Annotated in this window: 21 protein-coding genes and 1 other annotated feature; of the genes, 1 reads left to right on the top strand and 20 read right to left on the bottom strand. The window is 50.9% G+C overall.

Going from position 1 to position 23,789, the window contains the following annotated elements; all coding sequences use genetic code 11:
* Window positions 1-13: 13 nt before the first annotated feature.
* From QQK89_RS19405 to QQK89_RS19460, 12 genes are all read right to left on the bottom strand, one after another.
* Window positions 14-667, bottom strand: a complete 654-nt coding sequence (locus QQK89_RS19405; protein WP_284240311.1) for a septum site-determining protein MinC — start codon at window positions 665-667, stop codon at window positions 14-16.
* Between the two features lie 67 nt (window positions 668-734).
* Window positions 735-1,268: a rod shape-determining protein MreD gene (gene mreD / locus QQK89_RS19410; protein ID WP_284240312.1), complete on the bottom strand. Its 534-nt coding sequence runs from the start codon at window positions 1,266-1,268 to the stop codon at window positions 735-737.
* Window positions 1,268-2,107, bottom strand: coding sequence for a rod shape-determining protein MreC (gene mreC, locus QQK89_RS19415; RefSeq protein ID WP_284240313.1), 840 nt, complete (start codon window positions 2,105-2,107; stop codon window positions 1,268-1,270). Before mreC ends, mreD begins: the two co-directional genes overlap by 1 nt.
* An 82-nt stretch (window positions 2,108-2,189) precedes the next feature.
* A complete protein-coding gene (locus QQK89_RS19420; protein WP_284240314.1) occupies window positions 2,190-3,218 on the bottom strand; it encodes a rod shape-determining protein in 1,029 nt (342 codons plus the stop codon).
* 41 nt (window positions 3,219-3,259) lie between these two features.
* Complete coding sequence (radC, locus tag QQK89_RS19425; protein ID WP_284240315.1) at window positions 3,260-3,946, bottom strand: RadC family protein; 687 nt, start codon at window positions 3,944-3,946, stop codon at window positions 3,260-3,262.
* A gap of 85 nt (window positions 3,947-4,031) precedes the next feature.
* The gene (locus QQK89_RS19430) at window positions 4,032-4,679 is read right to left on the bottom strand and encodes a Maf family protein (RefSeq protein WP_434481724.1); all 648 of its coding nucleotides are present in this window, start codon (window positions 4,677-4,679) and stop codon (window positions 4,032-4,034) included.
* Window positions 4,680-4,698: 19 nt separating this feature from the next.
* Entirely contained in the window at window positions 4,699-4,941 is a 243-nt protein-coding gene (locus QQK89_RS19435; protein WP_284240317.1) for a DUF4321 domain-containing protein, read from the bottom strand.
* 62 nt (window positions 4,942-5,003) lie between these two features.
* A complete protein-coding gene (locus tag QQK89_RS19440; protein WP_284240318.1) occupies window positions 5,004-6,443 on the bottom strand; it encodes a hypothetical protein in 1,440 nt (479 codons plus the stop codon).
* Window positions 6,444-6,587: 144 nt separating this feature from the next.
* Window positions 6,588-7,976: a UDP-N-acetylmuramate--L-alanine ligase gene (gene murC, locus QQK89_RS19445; RefSeq protein WP_284240320.1), complete on the bottom strand. Its 1,389-nt coding sequence runs from the start codon at window positions 7,974-7,976 to the stop codon at window positions 6,588-6,590.
* Window positions 7,977-7,983: 7 nt separating this feature from the next.
* Entirely contained in the window at window positions 7,984-9,360 is a 1,377-nt protein-coding gene (locus QQK89_RS19450) for a bifunctional folylpolyglutamate synthase/dihydrofolate synthase (RefSeq protein ID WP_284240322.1), read from the bottom strand.
* Between the two features lie 27 nt (window positions 9,361-9,387).
* Window positions 9,388-12,042 carry a valine--tRNA ligase gene (locus tag QQK89_RS19455; protein WP_284240324.1) on the bottom strand — a complete coding sequence of 885 codons (2,655 nt, stop codon included), beginning with the start codon at window positions 12,040-12,042 and terminating at the stop codon, window positions 9,388-9,390.
* Between the two features lie 91 nt (window positions 12,043-12,133).
* Window positions 12,134-12,365 (bottom strand) — a binding site (T-box leader).
* Between the two features lie 72 nt (window positions 12,366-12,437).
* Window positions 12,438-13,940 carry an MDR family MFS transporter gene (locus tag QQK89_RS19460; protein ID WP_284240325.1) on the bottom strand — a complete coding sequence of 501 codons (1,503 nt, stop codon included), beginning with the start codon at window positions 13,938-13,940 and terminating at the stop codon, window positions 12,438-12,440.
* 193 nt (window positions 13,941-14,133) lie between these two features.
* Between QQK89_RS19460 and QQK89_RS19465 the strand changes: the two genes are divergently transcribed.
* Window positions 14,134-14,751 (top strand): TetR/AcrR family transcriptional regulator, encoded by a 618-nt coding sequence (locus QQK89_RS19465; protein WP_284240326.1) that lies wholly within the window; start codon window positions 14,134-14,136, stop codon window positions 14,749-14,751.
* An 82-nt stretch (window positions 14,752-14,833) separates the two neighbouring features.
* Here the strand turns inward: QQK89_RS19465 and QQK89_RS19470 are convergent, their stop codons facing one another.
* The 8 genes from QQK89_RS19470 to ccsA form a co-directional block, all read right to left on the bottom strand.
* Window positions 14,834-16,207 carry a LysM peptidoglycan-binding domain-containing protein gene (locus QQK89_RS19470; RefSeq protein ID WP_284240327.1) on the bottom strand — a complete coding sequence of 458 codons (1,374 nt, stop codon included), beginning with the start codon at window positions 16,205-16,207 and terminating at the stop codon, window positions 14,834-14,836.
* A 108-nt stretch (window positions 16,208-16,315) separates the two neighbouring features.
* Window positions 16,316-17,275: an RluA family pseudouridine synthase gene (locus QQK89_RS19475; protein ID WP_284240328.1), complete on the bottom strand. Its 960-nt coding sequence runs from the start codon at window positions 17,273-17,275 to the stop codon at window positions 16,316-16,318.
* A 114-nt stretch (window positions 17,276-17,389) separates the two neighbouring features.
* Window positions 17,390-18,691 (bottom strand): glutamate-1-semialdehyde 2,1-aminomutase, encoded by a 1,302-nt coding sequence (gene hemL, locus QQK89_RS19480; RefSeq protein ID WP_284240329.1) that lies wholly within the window; start codon window positions 18,689-18,691, stop codon window positions 17,390-17,392.
* Between the two features lie 6 nt (window positions 18,692-18,697).
* Entirely contained in the window at window positions 18,698-19,693 is a 996-nt protein-coding gene (gene hemB / locus QQK89_RS19485; protein ID WP_284240330.1) for a porphobilinogen synthase, read from the bottom strand.
* A gap of 84 nt (window positions 19,694-19,777) precedes the next feature.
* Entirely contained in the window at window positions 19,778-21,313 is a 1,536-nt protein-coding gene (gene cobA, locus QQK89_RS19490; RefSeq protein ID WP_284240331.1) for a uroporphyrinogen-III C-methyltransferase, read from the bottom strand.
* A complete protein-coding gene (gene hemC / locus QQK89_RS19495; RefSeq protein ID WP_284240332.1) occupies window positions 21,310-22,287 on the bottom strand; it encodes a hydroxymethylbilane synthase in 978 nt (325 codons plus the stop codon). The genes cobA and hemC overlap by 4 nt, the downstream gene beginning before the upstream one ends.
* Before the next feature lie 18 nt (window positions 22,288-22,305).
* Window positions 22,306-22,944, bottom strand: coding sequence for a precorrin-2 dehydrogenase/sirohydrochlorin ferrochelatase family protein (locus QQK89_RS19500; protein ID WP_284240333.1), 639 nt, complete (start codon window positions 22,942-22,944; stop codon window positions 22,306-22,308).
* 16 nt (window positions 22,945-22,960) lie between these two features.
* Window positions 22,961-23,776 carry a cytochrome c biogenesis protein CcsA gene (gene ccsA / locus QQK89_RS19505; protein ID WP_284240334.1) on the bottom strand — a complete coding sequence of 272 codons (816 nt, stop codon included), beginning with the start codon at window positions 23,774-23,776 and terminating at the stop codon, window positions 22,961-22,963.
* Between the last annotated feature and the right edge of the window lie 13 nt (window positions 23,777-23,789).

The raw sequence follows: 23,789 nt of genomic DNA on the forward strand, positions 1-23,789 counted from the left end.
GCCTGAACACCCCTTATACCTTAATCGGATTATTGCGTAAACGGAATAATTGCGTCATCTTGTCGATCTGCATGCTTCCCTCATACAAATAAGCGAACTCCATAGCCGCGTCCCCGGACATCCATTCCTCCGGCGGCCGGCTGATGATATCGGCAATTCGAAGCTGGGTTGGCCGCATAAGCGATGCGGCTATGATGACATCCGTCCGGCCGTTTACGCCTGCATGGGCGACACCTCTCAGCGCGCCCATTACATAGATATCACCGCTGCACAAGATAGTACCGCCTGGATTCACGTCGCCTGCAAGCAGCAGATCGCCGTCATGTTCAATCGTTTGGCCGGAACGAACCATGCCTGTAATGACATGAGGGCCTGCCGGCGTAGCGATACCATCCTGCGCCGCTGCGGATGAGTCGATCGACTGTACCATCAAATTGCCTTGCGAGCGGATAACCGATTTGATCCGCTCTTTATCATCCTCGTCAAGCTGCCTTGTCCCGAGTTTCACGTGTACGTGAACCAGCGGGCCGGTAAGCAGTTGCTGATGCGTTTTTTCCAGCTTGTACTGCAATTCGTCAAGCAATACTGCGAATTCGCACTTATCGTCGAGAAGGAACACGAGACCTTCTTTGACACCTTTTATCATGATATGCTGTTTCTCGGTCACGTCTGCCCCTCCCCAACGTAATCCATTCTTTTCACGGTGTGCAAATTCCTGCTTTCTGCCTATAAAATTATTCTTCTTCCGTCTCCTGATTTAACTTCAAATGGCTTTCAAAGAGACGTCTAGCAGGCACGTACACCGCGAGCGCAAATACCAACTGAAGGAATAAGCTTGGCAATATATGATCCATCAATGCCCAGGCATATGATTCGTTCGTAATCCGGAACACCATGTTGACGAAATATACGATCGTATCATATAAAATGCAGCCGAGGCCAATGACCGATAAAGCCGTCAATAGCGTGCAGCGGCGACGTTCCAGAAGAACCCCGGTATAGTATCCGATAAGTCCCATAGCAAATGCGTTAACGCCCATTAGATGTCCGAAATAGACGATATCCTGCAAAAAGCCGAAGCTTATGCCAAAAAACAAAGCCCGATGCCGTCCGCTGTATAACGCAGCAAACATAACAAACACGAACAAAAAATGAGGAACGATTCGGCCCGTCAGCTCTACCGGAATCAGCCATGGCATAATGGTGCCCTCTACGATAAAGAGCAGCAGCATGACGAGAAGGAGACGGTTAATGCCTCTATCGCCCATTACTCTTCATCTCCCGAGTTCGAAGTCTTAACGACAAATACTTCCGTCAAATGATCGAATTTGGCAGCCATCTTAATCGTAGCCGTATGCGTTAGGCCAAAATCGCCTACCTGTCTCGTTTCTACCGTACCGATAACAAGACCGCGCGGATACACGTTGCCAAGACCCGACGTAATGACGGTGTCATCTACGATCATTTTGTCGTTCTCGGCGATCTTCGTCATAATCAGGCGATCGGTTTCTTTGTCGTAACTGCCGACAATACCAAAGGACGTGTCTTCTCTGCCAAGAACCGTTGCCGCTATGGAATTGGACGTTGGCGAAGTATCATCCAGCTCCGTAATCGGGGTTACGGTCGCCGTGTAAGGACGTACGTTGCTTACCAGACCAACTAGCCCGTCAATTGTGGTAACGGCCATATTTGGTTTAATACCGTCCTTGGAGCCTAGATTTATAACCATCGTATGATTGTAAGGATCGTTATCGATTGCAATGACTTGAGCAATGACATACTTATATTTATTCATATTTTTCTGCCGTTCCGTGAAATCCAGCTCTTTCTGCAGTCGCTCATTATCCTTCTGGATAAAATTATAATTAATTTTATCCCGTGCATAAGCAGCGGCCGTCAATCTCAGCTGTTCATTCTCTTCATGCAGCGTCTTAAGATCGCGAATGTCCTCAAAGAAGCCCGCTACTATTCCAGCGGGCTTGTAGAACCATTGCTGCGCGAATCCAACAGAATCTCCGAGAAACTTCTCGGGGTAGGTCAGTTCCTTACGGTCGCTCAGCGAGAAACCGATAACCGCAATGAACAGGATTAACCCAATCATAAGCATAAACAACCGCTTATTTCTTAGCAGCTTAAACAGTTTTAATCACCTGCCCGTTCCATATCCAGTTCCGCTCTGGTTCTATAAATTATCGTTTCGAGCGGGAAGATCCGCCTTTTTTGAACAAATGAATATGGTCAAGCGAACGGCCTGTACCAATAGCTACGCAGTCAAGCGGATTGTCCGCAACAATAACGGGCATGCCAGTCTCGCGAGCCAGCAGCTTGTCCAGGTTGCGAAGCAACGCGCCGCCGCCAGTCAGAACAATGCCGCGGTCCATAATATCAGCCGACAATTCAGGCGGGCATTTTTCAAGCGTAATTTTCACCGCATCAACGATCGAATTAACCGTATCCATCAATGCTTCCGTAACCTCTTCCGATGTAATCGGCAAAGTCTTAGGCAAACCTGTTACCAGGTCGCGGCCGCGAATTTCAATCGATTCGGAAGCGTCAAGCGGAAGTGCCGTACCAATCTCCATCTTGAGCTGCTCAGCCGTTCTTTCACCAATCATCAGGTTATAGAAACGTTTGATATATTGGATGATTGCTTCATCCATCTCGTCACCGGCTACGCGAATCGAACGGCTAGTTACAATACCTCCAAGCGAAATAACAGCAACTTCCGTCGTACCGCCGCCGATATCTACTACCATGCTGCCCGTTGGCTCCCAAACCGGAAGGTCTGCGCCAATCGCTGCCGCAAACGGCTCTTCAATCGTATAGGCTTCACGAGCGCCCGCTTGCTTCGCCGCATCTTCAACGGCGCGTTTTTCTACCGCTGTAATACCGGACGGTACGCATACCATCACGTTCGGATGTTTTGGAAACAGCGATTTTTGTTTTTGTGCGGAACGAATGAAATATTTAATCATTGTTGCGGTTGTTTCAAAGTCGGCGATAACGCCGTCTTTCATTGGACGTACAGCGCGAATATTGCCAGGCGTTCTGCCGATCATTTTTTTCGCTTGCTCGCCAACCGCTTCAATCGTTTTAGTGTCAGTACGCAGGGCTACTACAGACGGCTCTCTTACAACAATCCCTTTACCTTTTACAAATACGAGCGTGTTTGCAGTACCCAAATCAATTCCTAAATCTTTCGAAAAACCACCAAACATGTTAATGCTCCCTTCTAATTGCGACAATCCTTCTTATTATATTACATGTAACCATGTTCCTTCAAACTGATAAACCTTCCATCCCCGATGACCAGATGGTCAAGTACTTCAATACCCATCAGCTCACCGGCTTCCACAAGGCGCTTCGTCAGTGTTATATCTTCCGGGCTTGGCATGGGATCGCCGCTCGGATGATTATGTACACAAATAATTGAAGCACTGCCGGCTTTGACGGCTGCCCGAAACACTTCTCTCGGATGAACAAGCGAAGCGTTCAGCGTACCTACCGATAATGTTTCCCGGGCAATAATATGGTTCTTCGTATTCAGAAACAGGCAGACGAAGTGCTCCTTTTTCAAGTAGCGCAGCTCTTCCATCACATAGTTCGCAGCATCTTGCGGTTTACGTACCGTCACGACTTCGCCTTGCCCGGTTCGTACAATACGGCGGCCAAGTTCGATTCCAGCCCGCAATTGGACCGCTTTGGCCGGTCCGATGCCTTTTATAGCCGTCAGCTCGCTCATGCTCATATCAAGCAAATTTCGCAAGCTTCCGCATTCTTTCAATATTTTACCAGCCAAATGCACAGCTGATTCCTGCTTCGTACCCGTACGCAGCAGGATCGCAAGCAATTCGGTATGGCTAAGCGCTTCAGCCCCATATTGCATCATGCGTTCTCTTGGTCGTTCTTCATGGGGGACATTACGCAACAAATTGCCTTGTTCCATGTCCGTCCCTGCCTTTGCTTAAAAACGATAATATGGCATTACTTGGTGTTATGTCCAAATCAATGCCACTTCATGAATGGTATTGCTAGAAAACGTAAATCTCATATTGAGCAAGCATGTCCGATAATAACGATACCGGCAGGCCAACAACGTTAAAGTAACAGCCCTCGATCTTCTCGACCATCGTGGAGCCTAATCCCTGAATGCCGTACGCGCCGGCTTTATCTTGAGGTTCACCCGTTGCAATATATCGCTTCAGAACTTCGTCAGACATCGGCTTCATATAAACTTTCGTCATCCGGTGCGCAACTGTCGCCTCGCCGGACTGGGCAATAACGCAAGCTACTCCCGTATAAACCTCGTGTTCCCGCCCTTGCAGGCTGCGCAGCATTAGCAAAGCATCCTCATGATCCTTTGGCTTGCCCAGCACTTGGCCGTCAACAACAACAATCGTATCTGCGCCAACAACAAGAGACAACAGCTCTTCATGCCGTTCCACTAGAATCGAAGCGGTTGCGTTTGCTTTGCGCAAAGCAAGCTGCTCAACGATATGAGCAGGTGTCCATTCGGAAGGCACAGACTCGCCTACATCCGAAGACAAAATAGAAACCGGCAAGGAAAGGCCGAGAGATGCGACCAGTTCCTTCCGGCGCGGTGACGACGATGCCAGCACAAGCTGGCGAATCGGATTATCCTGTACATTCTTGCTCAAATGTTCCACTTGCTCCTTCATTTCCGCCCGATAAGACGTCTTACATTTTACGATATAGCCAGATTGCGGCTAATGCGCCAATAATGCTGAATAAACTGATTTGAACATGTACGTTCAAATCAAGGCTGAGTACGTAAAGATCAACGGCAGGAGACCAAGTCGTATCTATCGTTTTGGTCAAAAAAGAGATTCCGGATACCGGCTCGAGCCATCGGGCAATCAGGGCGCCCGCCAATAAGCCAAGCACGAGGAAAAGCAATAAAATCCAGCCGTTTTTCTTCATTATTCAACGCCTCTCGCCATTTATTGACACCTGTCCCCTATTATACTTAGGTTCCATTTCGTTTACAATGCGCGGATTGCGTCATACCATTCTTTTTGCGTGACAACCGCCTCCATTACTGCATCCTGAACCGCCCACAAATGCGATTGTGACGGCTTTTTATCGTATTCCTGAAGAGATTTGGCTGCCGTATTCATAGACTGAATTAATTTTATGAGAAATGCTTTTCCGGCCTCGTCCGTTACGCCGGCCTGCATGGCTTTCACGCTTGCGGTCCACTGCTGATGCTCAGCCTGCCAAGCATCGGCTGCCGCTGAACTTAGCGGAGACAGATCCGTCTGTTCCAACTGGGTCAAAGACAACTCATCCAGCATGCTGATCAGGCTGATCGTATTATTCATGAAAGCAGTTGCTGCCTTAGCATCGCCCGCAAAAGGGAATTGCTGGGGAACCTCGACATCAACTTGCTTAATATAGACAGGCACATCTTCGCCTAGATCATTGCTGAGCGTCATCGCCTTGCCCCGATCAATCGCCATTCCTGCATACACGCGGTAATCATCCGCTGTCTTCAATCCTGCCGCCGCAAGCCCCTTATCCGTTAACTCCTTGATTGCCGCATCACTGCCTTCCGCGTTGCTGAATACGCCATATTGCAACAATTGGTACGTCTGAGCCGGAATGTCCAGCTTCACCTGTCCGGCTGTTGGAGCAACGTTCGTGCCCTTGTTAGTATTGGTTTTCCCATTAGCAGGCGAAGCGGTTGGATTATTTGATACAGTACCGTTCACTGGATTTGCAGGATTATCATTGGTGCCTTTCGTTTGATCCGGCATGTTAGTGAACAAGTTGAGCAGTAGATAACCAAATAGAGCCCCCGTTGCTAAAGCTCCGGCTACCGATAGGAACACTTTAATCCAGGATGGCGGGGCGGAATATTTATGAACAGGACCCGACCAGCGTTTGGCTGAATCTGTCTCCAGTTCTACCTCGGGGAAATGCTGCTCTTCACTCGAAGCATCAACCGCGCGCTGTTGGGCAGCAATAGGCTTCTCCGGCTGAACAGGGGCTTTCGAGATCGCCTCTGGCTGCGGCTTTACGGCATTGCCCTGCATTACTTCGGCGTGAACCCGTTTGCGGGGATGCCACTCAGCGGACTGCTGCGCCTCTTCTGGCTGCGGAATCGGTGGCTGCGGGATTTCAGATTGCTTTCTTTCCGATGTCGGTGCCGGCGCAGGTACGGCCTTAGGCTTCTCTTCCGTCTCTCTGATCAAATCCTCCAGCGCGCTTACATCCTCCTGAAACGGACTCATCCAAGGGCTGAACGGACTTGCCGCTTGTTCATATTCGGTAGAGGAGTACAAAGGAACAATATTTGAAGGCTTGCCTGGATCCCGCACAGGGACTGTCTGAGGCTTGGCGTTATTTTCTTTACGGCTGTTATCATCAATCGTCTGGCCGGCACGGTCAAATCGGTAAGTAATGCGGTTATTCTTGTTCATGTCATTCTCTCCTTGTCCCATTCATCTCACTCTACTCTATGAGATTCGATAGAGAATTATGATAGATTTGCCTAGTAAACCGATACAAAAAACGCCCTGAATGACCTCGTATGAGGCACTCAGGGCGTTCTTCGCCATCTTTATTTAAGCTTTTGCTTTTAACGTCTTCGCAAGCGCATCCGCTGTTTTCCAAATGTCGCCTGCACCCATCGTAATGACGAGATCGCCAGGAACAACCTTATCGGTCAAATGTTCCAGTACCTCTTCTTTCGTTGGGATATAGAACGTATTGGCATTGCTGTTTGTCTTAATCATGTCGACCAGCTTCCGGGAATGGACGCCTTCAATCTGCTGTTCGCCGGCAGGAGAGTAGATGTCGGTAATGATTACCTCATCTGCTTCCGGGAATGCCCGGCTGAACTGCTCCAGCAGGAAAAACGTACGCGTATAACGCTGCGGCTGGAATACGGCAATAATCCGTTTGCCCGTCGCTTTCGCCGCGCTAATGGTAGCTTGAATCTCGGTTGGATGATGCGCGTAGTCATCAATAACTAAGATGTCATTTACTTCGCCAAGCACCTGGAATCGGCGTTTGGCGCCGATAAATTCATGAATAGCCGCGGCAATCTTGTCGAACGATAATCCCGCTTCAAGACAGGTAATAACCGTTGCCATGGCATTATACACGTTATGGCGTCCTGGAACGGACAATTCAATTGTGCCAAGCGAAGTTCCGCGATGCGACATGACAAACGAAACTTTGCGGTCTCCGAGAACGATGTTCTCCGCCTTGTACTCGGCATCGCTGTCGATGCCGTAAGTGATCAGCTTGGCAACCGTGTCCGCGTCAAGCTTAGGCAAGAGTTCGGTAACCGTCTCGTCATCCGAGCATACAATCGCCTTGCCGTCCGATTTAACCTGGGTCAAGAATTTCACATAAGCTGCCTTAAGCTTGTTGAAATCACCGTCATAGTTCTCCAGATGGTCAGGCTCAATATTCGTTACAATAGCAATGCTTGGGTGATATTGCAAAAACGAACCGTCGCTTTCATCCGCTTCCGCAACGACATATTCGCCTTTGCCGGCTTTAGCATTCGTTCCCACATTGACGATCTCGCCGCCGATAATATAAGTTGGATCAGCTTCGCATTTCTCCATTACGAGTGCAATCATGGAGGAAGTTGTCGTCTTCCCATGCGCCCCGGCTACGGCTACGCCTTTACCGGCATTCATAAGCCGCGCAAGCATTTGAGCCCGGTGCAGAACCGGAATATTCAGCTCTTCCGCCGCTACCCGCTCAACATTGTCCCTAGATAGAGCAGTCGAATAAACGACAAGATCCGCTCCCTTGACATGCTCCGCCTCATGGCCGATATAGATTTGCGCGCCTTTCGCCGCAAGCTTCTCCGTCAATTCCTGACGGGCTACATCGGAACCGGTAATTTTATATCCCATTTCGAGCATAACGCGGGCGATTGCGCTCATGCCGTAACCGCCGATTCCGATGAAATGAACATGTTCTGCCGTATTCAAAGACGGTTCACCAACCTTTTTCAGAATCCGAGTTGTACAATATGCGGGAGCGAACGTCACCTATCAAATAAAGCGTTCCAGTCACAACCCCAAGGTCTGTTTCCCCGGTCATTTCTTGCAATTTGCGGAGGCCTTCGCGCCAATCCTTCTCCACGATAAGCTCAAAAGAATGCTCCGCTGTTTTCACTTCGCGGACAAGATCGGCGAGAAGTTCCGCATCCAATTTACTGCGGAAATCAGGCTCGGTCACGATAAGCGTATCCACTATTGGTAGTATATGCTTTAGAACATCCCGATGATTCTTATTCTCTACCATCGCCATCATGACATGAAGCCGATCATACTTGTAAGTCGAGCGCAACGTCTGGACAAGCGATTCAGCGCCTTCGGGATTATGCGCGCCGTCGATTAGAATGCGGGGAGAGCGGGATACCATTTCCAAGCGGCCCGGCCATTTAGCCTCGCGCAAGCCTTCCGCCAACGCTTCGTCTTCTACGATCAACGCGTAGTATTGTCGCAGCACCTCAAGCGCCATTACCGCAACCGCGGCATTGGTCCTCTGATGCGCTCCGTTTAACGTAATGGTGAGCGGTTCGATTGCTCGGAACATGCCTTCAAAACGGAAGGATTGTTCATCTTCCCGGCTTGACAGCTCGTTCACGTTAAACTGCTCGCCTAGCAAATAAAGCGTGCTTTTTTTCTCCGCCGCCGTCCGTTTCACAACTTCAACCACTTCGGGCTGAGCAACCGCGCTCACGACCGGAACGCCGGCTTTAATGATGCCTGCCTTTTCCCCGGCTACGGCTTCAAGCGTATTGCCTAAGCGGTCCATGTGGTCATGTCCGACATTCGTGATGACAGAAATAATAGGAGTAACGATATTCGTAACGTCCATTCTTCCGCCAAGGCCTGTCTCCCAAACCACGAAATCCGGATAAGTCACTGTCGCGTAGAACAGAATCGCAAGAGCCGTCGATACCTCGAACATCGTTGGCGATCCGAAATCCGTCTCCGCAATCGCTTCTACATGCGGCTTAAGCTCATTGGACAGTCGGAGAAGGGTCTCCTCGTCGATATCCTGCCCGTTATATTGGAAGCGGTTTGTGAACTTCGTAATATAAGGCGAAGTAAACGTACCTACGTCATAGCCGCTTTTGAGCAATACGCTCGTTAAGTATGCGCAGGTCGAACCTTTGCCGTTTGTACCTGCGATATGAATAAATTTGAGCCTGCGGTGCGGATTATTCAAACGCTCCAGCAGTTGCTCAATACGGTCAAGACCCGGGCGGATTCCAAACGGAATAAGTCCGTTAATCCAATCGACCGCTTCAGTATAGGAACGAAGCATGCCGCTTCGTTCCATTTCAGTACCGTTCTCGCTCATCTTAAACGTCCTTCTTCCATCAGATCATTAGCTGCGCAGCTCTTCGATCCGCGCAAGCACTTTGTCGCGTTTACCGGCGTAATCCGCCATTTTCGCACGTTCTTCTTCAATGACCTTCGCAGGCGCCTTCGCAACAAAGCCTTCGTTGCCAAGCTTTTTCTCCACGCGCTCTACTTCAGAGTTAAGCGTTGCAAACTCTTTCTCAAGACGAGCAATCTCTTGCGAAATATCAATCAGGCCCGCAAGCGGAAGGTACAGCTCGGCTCCCGTTACGATCGCCGTCATCGCTTTGTCCGGAGCGGCCAATTCAAGGCCGGTCTCAAACGACGAAGTTCCGCAGAAACGTCTGATAAACTCCTCGTTGCGGCTCACAATAGCCGCTTCCGCTTCGCTGGAAGGTTTGATCATAAGCTCAACCTTTTTGCTCATCGGCACGTTCACTTCCGCGCGAACGTTACGTACCGCACGAATAATGTCCATGAGAAGCTCCATCTCTTTAACCGCTTCCGGCGCTTCAAGCGCTTCGTCGTATACCGGCCAAGCGGCAACGGTAATCGACTCGCCTTCATGCGGCAGATGCTGCCAGATCTCTTCACTGATATAAGGCATAAACGGATGAATCAGACGCTGCGTGCGGTCAAGCACATAAGCCAGTACCGACTGCGTTGCGCGTTTGGCCTGCTCGTCTGTACCGTACAAATTCAGCTTCGCGAATTCGATGTACCAATCGCACAGATCATCCCAAATGAAATTGTACAAAATACGGCCGGTTTCGCCGAACTCATAACTGTCGATCAGACGGGTTGCTTCGCGAATCGTTTCGTTCAAGCGGTGCAGAATCCAGCGCTCCGCCGTACCCAAGTTGCTCTTGATATCAATATCGGAAGCGGTGAAGCCTTCGAGGTTCATGAGTGCAAAACGGGAAGCGTTCCAGATCTTGTTCGCAAAGTTACGGGCCTGCTCGACCTTCTCGATCCGGAAACGCAGATCCTGTCCGGGCGTGCTGCTTGTCGAGATCATATAACGCATCGCATCGGCGCCGTAGTTCTCGATAACGTCCAGCGGATCAACGCCGTTGCCAAGCGACTTGGACATTTTGCGTCCTTCCGCGTCGCGTACGAGACCATGCATCAATACGTCCTTGAACGGGATTTGATCCGTGAATTCAAGCGCCGTAAAGATCATGCGCGCAACCCAGAAATAAACGATATCATAACCCGTTACCAATACGTCGGTCGGGTAGTAGCGTTTGAAGTCTTCGGTTTCTTCCGGCCAGCCGAGCGTGGAGAACGGCCATAGCCCTGAACTGAACCAGGTATCCAGTACGTCTTCGTCCTGGCGCAGCGACGTGCTTCCGCAAGCCGCGCAAGCTGTAATATCTTCGCGCGCAACGTGCATCTCGCCGCAAGATTCGCAATACCACGCCGGAATACGGTGGCCCCACCATAGCTGGCGGGAAATACACCAGTCGCGAACGTTTTCGATCCAGTTCAAATAAATTTTCTCAAAGCGGTCAGGCACAAAGTTTACGCCTTTGCCGGATTTCTGCGCCTCGATTGCGCGTTCAGCCAGAGGTTTCATCGCAACGAACCATTGCGTCGACAAATAAGGCTCAACAACCGCGCCGCTGCGCTCGCTGTGGCCAACCTGGTGGACGTGGTCCTCAATGAGTATGCAAACGCCTTGCTCCTGCAGATCCTTCACCAGCTGCTTGCGGCAGTCTGCGCGGTCAAGACCTTGATAAGGACCGGCTTGTTCGTTCATCGTGCCCGTCTCATCCATCACGATGATTTGCGGGAGATCATGGCGAAGGCCAACTTCGAAGTCGTTCGGATCATGGGCAGGCGTAATTTTTACGGCACCGGATCCAAACTCTTTCTCTACGTAGTCATCGGCAATAATCGGAATTTCGCGGCCAACAACCGGCAATACGATCATTTGGCCAATCAGATGTTTGTATCGCTCGTCTTCCGGATGAACGGCAACGGCTGTATCGCCAAGCATCGTCTCCGGACGGGTAGTTGCAACGGTAATATGGCCGCTGCCGTCTTTGAGCGGATATTGGAGATGATACAAATGGCCGTTAATTTCCTTGTGCTCTACTTCGATATCGGACAAAGCCGTACGCGCAGCCGGATCCCAGTTAATGATTTTTTTGCCGCGGTAGATAAGACCTTTCTCATGAAGACGGACAAACACTTCGCGAACCGCCTTGGACAAACCTTCATCCAATGTAAAACGTTCGCGGGAGTAGTCCAGAGACAGTCCCATTTTACCCCATTGCTCGCGAATCGTGTTCGCATACAGCTCTTTCCAATCCCATACCTGCTCCAGGAATTTCTCGCGGCCAAGATCATAGCGGCTGAGGCCTTGCTCGCGCAGCTTCTGCTCTACCTTCGTCTGAGTCGCAATGCCCGCATGGTCCGTTCCCGGGAGCCAGAGCGTGTCAAAACCTTGCATCCGTTTCGTGCGGATAATAATATCTTGAAGGGTGAAATCGAGCGCATGCCCGATATGAAGCATCCCCGTAACGTTTGGCGGCGGGATTACGATGGTGAAAGGTTTCGCTTCCGGGCGCTGGCCCGCTTTAAAAAATTGACCCTGCTGCCAGAAATCGTACCATTTCTGCTCGGCTGCCTTCGGATCGTAAGTCGTCGGCATAGTCGTCGTCTTGTCTGACATCTTTACATCCTCCTAAAATGAATTGCTTCGCAAGCATTTCCATTCTTGTCATTGCATGGATAGAAATACAAAAAAACCTTCCGCCCTTATAGCAAAGGACGAAAGGTTATCTTCCGTGGTACCACCTTTGTTCCGCGCTTAGATAACAAGCACGGCACTCAAACAGATAACGGCTGTGGCCGGCTCGAAATAACGGATGAACCCGCTTCATTCAAGCAACTCCGGGGCGACAAGCGAAGCAGTAAATTCCTGCGGTACCTCTCAGCGTTACAGTCCCGCTCTCTGAAGGTTTGCTACTTCCTCTTCCCCTTCAACGTCAATATATGTTGAAAAAAATCAGATATAGCATATTTTATCCAAGATGTCCCCGAAAGTCAACTTTCGGGGACGCCTAATTAGTGGCCCATCATCATCGGCACTTCTGTTTTTTCCGTGTTTGCGCCTTCTGCGCGTTTCGGCTTCGACAGAAGGAAACCTACCAGCGTCCCTACAACGCCAACAATCGTCAAGATCAGGAATGTGTCGCCATAGGAAGAAGACGCAACTTGAGCGGCAATCGCCGGTGTAAGATCAGCAGGGTTGGAGATGCCTCCAGCTGCCATTTCCGATGCCATATAATGTTCCGTGCGTCTAGCGAGAATCGTTGCAAGACCTGCTACGGCAAAGGAAGTCATAACCTGCTGAGCGGCACTTGTCAGGGACGTAACGCGGCCAACAAGCTCCGGAGGCGCTGCTTGAATAATATGCGTATTCAGCGGCATCATGGATAGGCCCATACCTGCTCCAAGCAAAATTAAAGGAAGAATATAAGTGCCTACGGTTGCATCGGCCGAAATATTCGAGAGCAAGAAAGCGCCAATCGTAACAATCGCAAGACCGCTCATAACTAGCGGACGAGCACCAATCTTGTCAAATAGTTTGCCGCCAATTGGCATGAATACCGCGGCTGCCAGTGCCTGAGGAAGCAGGATCAAGCCCGTATCCAGAGCGGAATAGCCTTTTGCGGTTTGCAAGAACAATGGGAACAAGAACAGAGTACCAAATAATGCAATTTGCGATACCCATTGAACAACGATGCCTTTGGAGAAATCCGCCGATTTGAAGACGCGAAGTTCAAGCAACGGCTGCTTGCGGTTCAATTCTACGATAATAAAGATAATAAGCGAGATGCCGCCGACGATCAGACCGGTTAATGTTTTGGCAGAGCCCCAGTCTGTACCGCCTTCACTAACGCCGTACGCAAGACCCGCAAACGCAAGCGGCGCAAAAATCATGCCAAGAAGATCAAGCTGTGGAACGCTTTGGCGTGCCAATGCCGGCAATGTACGAAGACCAAGGATAACCGCGATCGCGCCAACAGGGATATTGATAATAAAAATCCAGTGCCAAGTTACATAATCAACAAGCCAGCCGGCAAGCACAGGACCAAGAGCTGGCGCAAGAAGCATCGGAATACCGATCATACCCATTACAGCGCCTTGTTTGCCCGGAGGGCTTAAACGATAAGTAAATGCCATGGCGATTGGAGCAACCATACCCCCGCCAAGACCTTGAATAATACGGTAAACAATCAATTGGTCGGCGTTAGTCGCAAATGCGCATAACGCAGAGCCTATCGTGAAAAGCACAATCGAAGTTAAGTAAATTTGCTTCGCGCCGAACCGGTCGGACAACCAGCCCGCAAGCGGAATAACCGCTGCCTGCGCAAGCGCATAACCCGTAACGGTCCATTGTACGAGCGACAGGGACGCTCCCCCGAAATCTTCACGCAGCTTCGGAATAGCGACGTTCATCGCCGTACCGTCGAGAATAACCATGAACATTCCCACGATGATAGCCAAAAGCGGCACCATGATGGACTTGATGGACATGGAGTTGTTGTTTGTTGCTTCAGTCATGTTCTCCCTACTCCTCCTTGTATATCTTTCTATCTATCTGCTGACGCCTTGACCATTGCATAATGCAGCAGTAAAATGGGAAAGGCGTAAGACGACTGCGGACAATTGTCCGCTAACGTATGATACCGGACAATTGTCCGGTTGTCAATACAGCCGTTTCTTTGTTATTTTTTTATGAATGGAGGGTGCGCGCATGATAGAAAAAAAGAAGGACTCCAAAGAGGTTAGCCAGATGATTCTGCAAGCCGCGAGATCCCTTTTTGCCGAACACGGCGTTGAAGCCGTCAGCATGCACCAAATCGCTAAATCGATTCAAATTGGACAAGGCACGCTGTACAGGCGTTATGCGAATAAATCAGATTTATGCATGGACTTGATGAACGACACCTTCGACAATCTTATGGATGAAATTAAACAATTGCTGCTTCCGTGCGCCGATCAGCCCGTCCAGTTCCGATTGACGGTCGTGTTCCGGCGCTTGCTTCGATTCTCTTACGACCAGCTGGAATGGCTGAATGTGATTCGTATCAGCAAACCGTGCAAGCCGGATGATATGGATTTCTTTGAGAGTCCAAGCTACAGCAAATTAAATCAATTGTTGTTATCTCTTCTAAGCGAAGCGCAGAGCAAGAAAGAGATTATTTCCCTGAATCCCGAGTTCACCGCTCATTTGTTGATTAGTACGATGGCTCCCGAATCTCTTCTTTATTATTCGAAGGTGCTAGCTTACCCGATTGAACAAATAGCCGACAACTTCTGCAAGACTTTGATCGATCCTCTTTTCAGGCCTAACCAAGGTGAAATGGCGTAACGCGACGCGCTTTATTCCGGTGAATACTAACAAAAGCTCCGCCAACTGCCGTAGGACGGCTATTGGCGGAGCTTTTATTTCATTATGGAATATACAGGAGTTGGCCTTCGGCCACGGAAGATTCGTTTAAGCCGTTGTAGAGCAAAATCTCGCGCGGATTCAAGCTGTATCTTACGGCAATCGATTCCAGCGTCTCATCCCTTTGCACGATGCAGACGCGGATTTTGCGGAACTCGTTCTCATCGGACTGTTTGCCGAGGAATAACGTCTTCCACTCGATTTCATCGCCGGAAGAACGAGTTTTGGCTTGCTCCGCCTGCTTGGCTGCGACTTCCTCTGCTGCTTGCCTTATCGCCTGCTCCCGCTTGCTCGTCTGCAATAAGGTCATGATTCCGACATTAGGCGCCTGCTCCGGATTGGCTTCCGGCTGCTTGCTGCCTACGCCGATTCGAATTTCCTGCTTCTCGTTGCTATCGGGAACACGAGACGCTTCGGCTTGCGTTTGCCATTCCGATTCGCTAGCCGAATCACCGTTAAAAGAAGCCGGCTCCTCGTCTGGTTCAGCCTCTTGGGCAAATGAGGACTCCTCGAACTCCTCGCTCTCTTGTTCCAGTTCGTAAGTATTCTCACGCTGTGGAGGCTGATTTATAGGCTGATAATACTGCGGGTTCTGCTGGATCGCCGGCTGATACGCAGGATGGTTAGGTGGCTGGTTCGGCGGTTGATTCGGAGGTTGGTTCGACTGGAACCATTGCGATGCCGACCATCCGCTATCCCGAGGCGAAGCTGAGATCGTAACGGAAGCATCGGCCTCGTCAGCATCGGCTTCTTCCTCCTCAGCTTCCTCGTAGGCTTCGTAACTTTCCTCTTCCTCTTCTTCCTCAAACTCTTCTTCCTGTGCCCTTTGAGGAGAAGGAATTTGTCCGGCGTAACCCGTAAAATAAGGCTGTTGCGTTACCGAATGCCAAGTCTCTTGGGTTATTCCCTCATTAGCCTGTGGTTCAAACTCATCACTGTCGTTTGAAGCCTCGCGTTCATGGACTACCGTAATCGGCTCCTCGCGCCATGCTTCTTCGGCTTCCGGAAGCGGTTCAACAAGAATACCGCGGAGCGATAACACGCCGGTCACGTTCAGTGTCCGGGCGGATAGCAGATCGACATCAAAGTTGTCGATCTCCACCGAAATCTCGTCTAGCCGCGACACCCGATTAAGAGGCAGCGTAATTTCGACCGGTATCCAATGCTCAAGCGTTTGCAAGCTGCCGCCATCATTTTGGCCGCGATAAACCCCATTCAAGAGCAGCTGTCCCTTCAGTACCGCATGATCCCCCTGCTCGATCACCTGAATACGCGGGGTAAGCTCAATTTCCTCCAGTTCGTCAATCGCCGCTACTTCATCCGGCAGATGAATACGCTCATACAAATCAAATCGCAATCCCTTGGACTGATCCGTCACGCGATTTCCTCCCTCCCTATAACCATGAATAAATAGCAAATGCCTAAAGCTTGGGCTAAAGTTACACTCACTAATATCTATATGGCGCGGTTATAAGGAGCATGACTATCAATTTGTCCGTCCGCCAAGCTTGTCAAGCAGACCTATCAGCCAATCGGGCTGCGGCGCAGCCGCTTCCACCGTTTCTCCCGTCCAGGGATGTGGAAAAAGAATCCGCTCTCCATGCAAGGCTTGATGCGGCAGCAGCCTTGTATCTCCGCCATAAAGCTTGTCGCCAAGGAGCGGATGTCCAAGATGGCTCATATGCACCCTGATTTGATGCGTCCTGCCTGTTTCAAGCTTCAACCGGACTAGAGTTGCATTAGCAAACGTACGGACCTTATCATAATGGGTAACCGATAATTCTCCGCCTGGCGTCACGCGGCGCTTCGAGGAATGGTGACGGTCTTTGCCGATTGGAGCGTTAATCGTACCCGAAGCTTTCTTCACATGACCCTCTACAACGGCCAGATAACGACGGTCAATCCGTTTGTCGCGCATGGCTTCATCCAGTATCCATTGGGCTAGATCATTTTTAGCATACAATACAGGTCCGGACGTATCGTCGTCGAGACGGTGAATATGGCGCACGGTCAGCGGATCACCTTTCCTTAGCTGCAATCGTGCCGCCGCTTCGTCGAGCGTACCGATCTGGCCGGGATACGACTCGTGAACCGGCATGCCAGCGGGTTTGTTAAGAACTAGGCAGAAATCATCTTCATAGAGCACCTCTGGTTCCTCTACGGAGCTACTGTTCATTTGGGCTTTCCGGTATAACGGATCCTTAACCGGATCCGCTGGCGGGAAGGCAAGGAGAGCGATCCGTTCCCCTTCCCATTTGATTCCGCCTACCGAAAACAGCCTGTTAATCCATTTGGCCGGAAATAGAGAACAGGCCAGCAGCCATTGCCGCACGAGATGCGGATGACTGCCGGCCTCCGGTTCCGAATCCTTGCCCGCTTCTGCGGCAATATCTGCCGGCAGAAGCTCTAGCCATTGTCCAATACGCCGGTAAGGACGTTTATGCATGGATCGAAAACCCTCCTAAAATGAATTGCCAAACAAGGTTGTATAGCAACCGTTTGTGGTGATTCATACTTCGAAAGCATAAACCTAATGAATTGCCATACAAGGTTGTATATCTTATAAGCTGCCAAACGCCTGATCATGGGCTTCAATCGTTGCGTCGATATCTTCATCCGAATGGACGCCGGATACAAACATTCCTTCAAACTGAGAAGGAGCGATACTTACGCCAAGATCGAGCATCGCGGAGAAATAAGCTCTGAACTGTTCGAGATTGGATGTTTTCGCCGTCTCGAAGTTAATGACATGCGTCTCGGTAAAGAACGGACATACCATCGAGCCCACGCGGTTGATCGTCGTCGCAATGCCGTGTTTTGCTGCGTTCTTCTCAAAACCAAGCTGCAGGCGGACCGCCGAACGCTCCAGCTTCTCATACGTTTCTTTTGTGAGCAGCTTAAGTGTCGTGTAACCGGCAGCCATCGCAAGCGGATTACCGGACAATGTACCTGCCTGATAGATTGGGCCGCTTGGCGCGATCATTTCCATAATCTCGCGTTTGCCGCCATAAGCACCAACCGGCAGACCTCCGCCGATCACTTTGCCAAAACAGGTCAAATCCGGCGTCACTCCGTACAATCCTTGCGCACAATGGTAATTAACGCGGAAGCCGGTCATGACTTCGTCAAAGATCAACAGACTGCCGTATTGCTCCGTCAGGTCTCGCAATCCTTGCAGGAAGCCGGGCAGCGGAGGCACAACGCCCATATTGCCGGCCACAGGCTCAACAATGATGCAGGCGATCTCTTCGCCAAACTTCTCGAACGCCACAATGGCCGATTCCAGATCGTTATAAGGCACTGTAATCGTCTGGGAAGCCACGCCTTCCGGCACGCCAGGACTATCCGGCAGACCAAGCGTAGCAACGCCTGAGCCGGCTTTGATCAGCAGGCTATCGGCATGTCCGTGGTAAGAGCCTTCAAATTTCAAGATTTTGCTCCGCTTCGTATAACCGCGCGCAAGGCGGAGAGCGCTCATCGTAGCCTCTGTACCGGAGTTCACCATGCGGACAATATCAACGGACGGCACGCGTTCCACAACCAATTCCGCCATCAACGTCTCGAGCTCGGTTGGCGCGCCAAAGCTTGTTCCTTTTTCAGCTGTTTTCTTGATCGCTTCGATTACTTCCGGGTGGGCATGCCCCATGATGAGCGGTCCCCACGAGCCAACATAATCGATATAGCTGTTGCCATCAATATCATAGACACGGCTTCCTTTGCCGTGGTCCATATAAACCGGATTTAACCCTACCGATTTGAATGCGCGCACCGGGCTGTTCACTCCGCCTGGCAGCACCTGTTTGGCACGGGCAAAAGCCTCTCTTGAACGGTCGTCACGTCTGTTGCCAATCGTATTGCTCATCTGACGTTACTCTCCTCTCAACCAACGCGAAGCATCCTTCGCATGGTAAGTTATGATTAGATCCGCGCCGGCGCGCTTCATGCTGATCAGCTTCTCCAGCACGATAGCCCGCTCGTCAATCCAGCCGTTAGCCGCTGCAGCCTTCACCATTGCGTATTCCCCGCTTACATTGTAAGCGACAATCGGCAGATCAAAGCTGTCACGCAGTTGACGGACAATATCCAGATAAGACAAAGCCGGTTTGACCATAAGCATATCAGCGCCTTCGAAAACATCGGAATCGGCTTCGCGCAACGCTTCGCGCGCGTTGGCCGGGTCCATCTGATACGTCTTGCGGTCGCCGAATTGCGGCGCGGATTTCGCTGCATCCCGGAATGGTCCATAGAAGGCAGATGCGTATTTCACGGAATACGACAAGATCGGTACGTGGCTGAAGCCCGCTTCGTCAAGCCCCTCGCGGATTGCGGACACAAAGCCGTCCATCATGTTGGAGGGAGCAATCACGTCAGCGCCAGCTTCCGCTTGGGAAACAGCCGTACGGACAAGCAGGGATAGCGATGGATCATTATCGACAACTGCCGTTCCAGTCGCATCATCCAAGTGCACCATCCCGCAATGGCCATGGTCTGTAAATTGGCACAAGCAAGTATCCGCCATGACGATGAGCCCAGGCGCCCATTGTTTGATCAAACGGGTAGCTTCCTGAACAATTCCGTTGGGATCATAAGCTGAAGTACCTTCCGCATCTTTATGGTCCGGCAGACCAAACAACATAATCGCCTGGATGCCAAGCGAAGTAATCTCGCGGATTTCAGCCTCCAGCACATCAAGAGAGAAGCGGTACACGCCAGGCATGGAGCTGATTTCTTCCTTGATATTGGTGCCGTATTTCACATAAATCGGATATATAAAATCATTCGCGGTCAGAACCGTTTCGCGCACGATGTTGCGCATAGCGGCCGACTGGCGAAGTCTGCGGTGTCTTACAATTGGAAATGCCATTTTATCTTCCTCCTCAAATGAATTGCCATACAAAGGTGAAACATTAACCAGTTTTGTGGTGATTCATACTTCGAAAGCGTTACTCTAGTTCATATATTGGATAAGCGCTTCAAGAAGAGCATCAATCGTAGCTTCTTTTGGTTCAACGTTGACCGTAAGCCCGGCTTCTTCCGCCGTTTTTGTAGTCACAGGGCCAATACTGGCGACTGTGATACCTTTCAGTTGGGCGGCAGGATCCTCGAACCCGTTCCTCCGAAGCAACTCAAGCAAATTCGTTACCGTGGAAGAGCTGGTGAACGTAATCGCATGAATCTCCCTGTTGCGGATCCACTCAAATGCCTGTTCGTCCTGCGTATCTGCCATTACCGTTTCGTATACGTCCAGTTCCACAGGAACAAGACCTTTGGCCTCCAGCTCGCGCGGAAGAATCTCGCGGGCAAGATCGCCCCGCGGCAACAATACCTTCTCGCCGGGCTTCAGCTTGTCTTCCAGCACATCCAGCAAACCTTCTGCTTGGAACTTGGCCGGAAGCTGCTCCGCAACAAGTCCGCGATGCCGCAGCGCTTCGGCCGTCTTTGGTCCTACCGCTGCTATCCTAGCCGCATGGAATCGGCGAATATCTACGTTAAACCGATCCAGCCAGTTGAAGAAATATTCAACGCCATTCACGCTTGTGAACATCATCCAGTTAAACGATTCAGCTTCCGCAAGCGCGGCCTCAATCGATTGAACCGCGGCCTCATCCTTGGGCTCCCGCATCTCAATGACGGGCAGCTCGCAAGGCTCGCCGCCTAGCTCCTCGATCCGGTCGGCCAGATCGCTCGCTTGCGCTCTTGCGCGCGTAACGAGAACGCGGACGCCAAAGAGCGGCTTCTGCTCGTACCATTTCAGCTTGTCCCGCTGCAATACCACATCGCCAACTACGATAACTGCCGGCGGTTGGAAGTTCGCCTCTTTCACAATCCGTTCAATCGACTCCAAAGTGCCGACGATCGTTTGCTGCTCCACGCGAGTACCCCAGCGAATCAGCGCAACCGGCGTCGTTGAAGGCTTGCCGTGGCGGATCAGCTGTTCGGCAATATAACCAATCTTGGCTACTCCCATCAGAAAGATAAGAGTACCCGTCGCATTGGTCACTTTATCCCAATGGATGGAACGGTCCAGCTTCTCAGGGCTTTCATGTCCCGTAATAATAGATAAGGATGAGGCCAGATCACGGTGCGTGACCGGAATTCCGGCATAAGCGGGCACCGCGATCGCGGATGTGATGCCGGGAACAATCTCGAACGGGATGCCGTTGTCCTGCAACAATTCGGCTTCTTCTCCTACGCGGCCGAATATCGTGGGATCTCCGCCTTTTAGCCTCGTTACGGTGTGGCCTTCCAAAGCCAGATCAACCAACAGTTGGTTGATCTCCTCCTGCTTCATCGTATGGCGGTCAGGCAGCTTGCCGACATAAATTTTACGCGTGCCTTCCTTCACATGACGAAGCAATCTCGGGCTGGCCAGACGGTCATAGACGACAACATCGCAACGTTCCAGACATTCCAGTCCACGAACGGTGATGAGCTTAGGATCACCCGGTCCGGCGCCTACTAAATAGACAATCCCTTTTTTCATACGTGATCCCCGATCTCCGCCAATATTCGATCCGCGCCTCTTGCTACTAATGCTTCCGCAACATCGCGGCCCAGTTGCTCGGGATCGGTTCCCTTCCGGATTTCCTTCAACATGGTTTCACCGTCAGGAGATCCAACCATTCCCGTCAATTCCAGTTCGGCATGCTCGAAGCTATCTTCTGTCTTCTTGTGCACGACGGCATACGCGCCGATCGGAATCTGGCAGCCGCCGTTCAACGCGCCGAGGAAACTTCTCTCCGCTCTCACCGCAAGCGAAGTCTCCGTATCATTGAACAAATCTAACAACTCGCGCACATTCGCATCATCCGCGCGGCATTCAATGCCAAGGGCTCCTTGTCCAACAGCCGGAATGGACACATCAACCGGGATATAGGCCGAGATTCGTTCCTGCCAGCCCATGCGGGTTAAGCCGGCCGCCGCAAGTACAACCGCATCGAATCCTTCCGTCTCGATCTTCTTAATCCGCGAATCGATATTGCCGCGGATCGACTCCAGCCGAAGATCCGGCCGCATATTTTTAAGCTGGCTCGAACGGCGAAGGCTGCTTGTCCCAACACGCGCTCCTTCCGGCAGATTGTCAAGCGATAGTCCGTCCTTCAAAATGAGACAATCACGAGGATCAACCCGTTTTGGAATAGCGCCGTTCATTAATCCTTCAGGGAGCTCGTATGGCATATCCTTCATGCTGTGAACAGCCATGTCGATCTCGCCGTCAATCAAAGCCTGCTCGATCTCTTTGACGAATAAACCTTTGCCTCCAACCTTGGACAACGTCACATCCAAAATGCGGTCGCCTTTCGTCACAATTTTCCGAATTTCAAAATTGTAGTCAAACCCATGTTTCTCGCTGATTTGTTTCAATGCATCAATCACTTGGCCGGTTTGCGTCAAAGCAAGCGCGCTCTGACGAGTCCCTACCACGATCGTACGCTGTCCATTATTTGCAGCTCCCATATTTGTTTCCTCCTGTCGTCAATCCTCAAGCCGTTTCGCTCGAAGTCGCGTTATCCAAGTTGTCATATCGAACGCTGTCTCTTCCTGGAAGGGTACCTCTTCGGCAGCTAGCCTTAATAGTGCTTCACGCTCGCCAGGCTCATAGACAGCGGCTTTCATATGTTCACGCAGCATTCGAAGCCGCTCCACGCTATACTCGTAATCATCGCCGTAGTGCCGTTCAAGCTCCCGCTTCAGCCTCGCCGACAAAGCGGGACTCGCTCCCGATGCAGACACCGCGATTAACAAATCACCGCGGCGGACAACGGAAGGATTCAGGAACCCTCTTCCACGCTCCTCGTCCACCGTATTCACCCATGCCCCGGCATGCCTGCCTTCTTCGGCTATAAGGCGATTAAGCTCCGCATGATTCGTTGCGGCGAACAGCAGTCTCGCTCCTACAACATCCAAAGGTTGAAAGTTGCGGCTTACCCACTGAAAGGATCCACCGGCTGCAAGCTCCGATAGGCGCGGAGTAAGCTCCGGACTGACGATTGCAACGTTATCCGCTCCCGCTTCCAGGAGACCAAGCAACTTGCGCTCGGCAATCCGCCCGCCGCCAACAATAACGCAGCGTTCACCCCGAAGTTGAAGCATTACCGGATAATATCCGTTCATGCGCATCCCCTTCTTCCTAATGAAACGTCGATAAAGAATTGGATAAAAGATTAATGAGCAACATGACAAATGCAATAAGATGAATTCTCGCCAGCTGTTTGCCCGGACGTCTAAGCATTGCCCTCTGAATGATATAATTGACATAAAAGATCAACGTCGCAAACGAGGTTAACACTTTCCAGTCCAGCAGCAGCTTTGGCCGGCCTTCCGCCAAAAGCACCGTAACCGCAACCGACAAAGACATGGCAAGCAGCGGCACCCCTATAATTATGGCTCTGTCCGAGAACCGTTCAATGGTATCGAGACTTGGCAATCTCCGAGTGAAAGGCGTCCATCTCTTCCCCTTTAACTGTTTATGCAGAAACAAGTACATGCCTGCGAATACGGAACCGATGGTTAGCGCGGCGTAAGCGCATAATACCAAACTAATATGTACGATAAGCAAGTCGCGCATCGCCTGCGAAACCCCGAATTGCCCTTCCATTCCCGGCCGGCTGTATAAGTTCAGCGCCAGCACGGAGAAGCTGATCAGATTGACCACAAAAACCAGAAACTCGATCTTGAAAAACTGGCTAATCACAAGCGAGATGGTAACTAAAAGCCAAGAGAAGCCAAGCCAATATTCAAAGGAGGATATAGCCGTCTCCTCGAAATGCGTAACGAGCCGCCATACCAGAATGACCGTTTGCAATATCCATACAAAAATAAGGAGCCCTGTTCCAATCCGTTTCGCTCTCCGGTTCGCATCCATGAAATCGGAGAAGTAAAACAGAAGGCTCAGGGCGTAGATATAAAGTATCGCGTCGTATAGCCATTTTTGCGTTAAGAACATAAGCTTCCACCTT

The sequence above is a fragment of the Paenibacillus glycanilyticus genome (assembly GCF_030161375.1).
Lineage (GTDB): Bacteria > Bacillota > Bacilli > Paenibacillales > Paenibacillaceae > Pristimantibacillus > Pristimantibacillus glycanilyticus_B.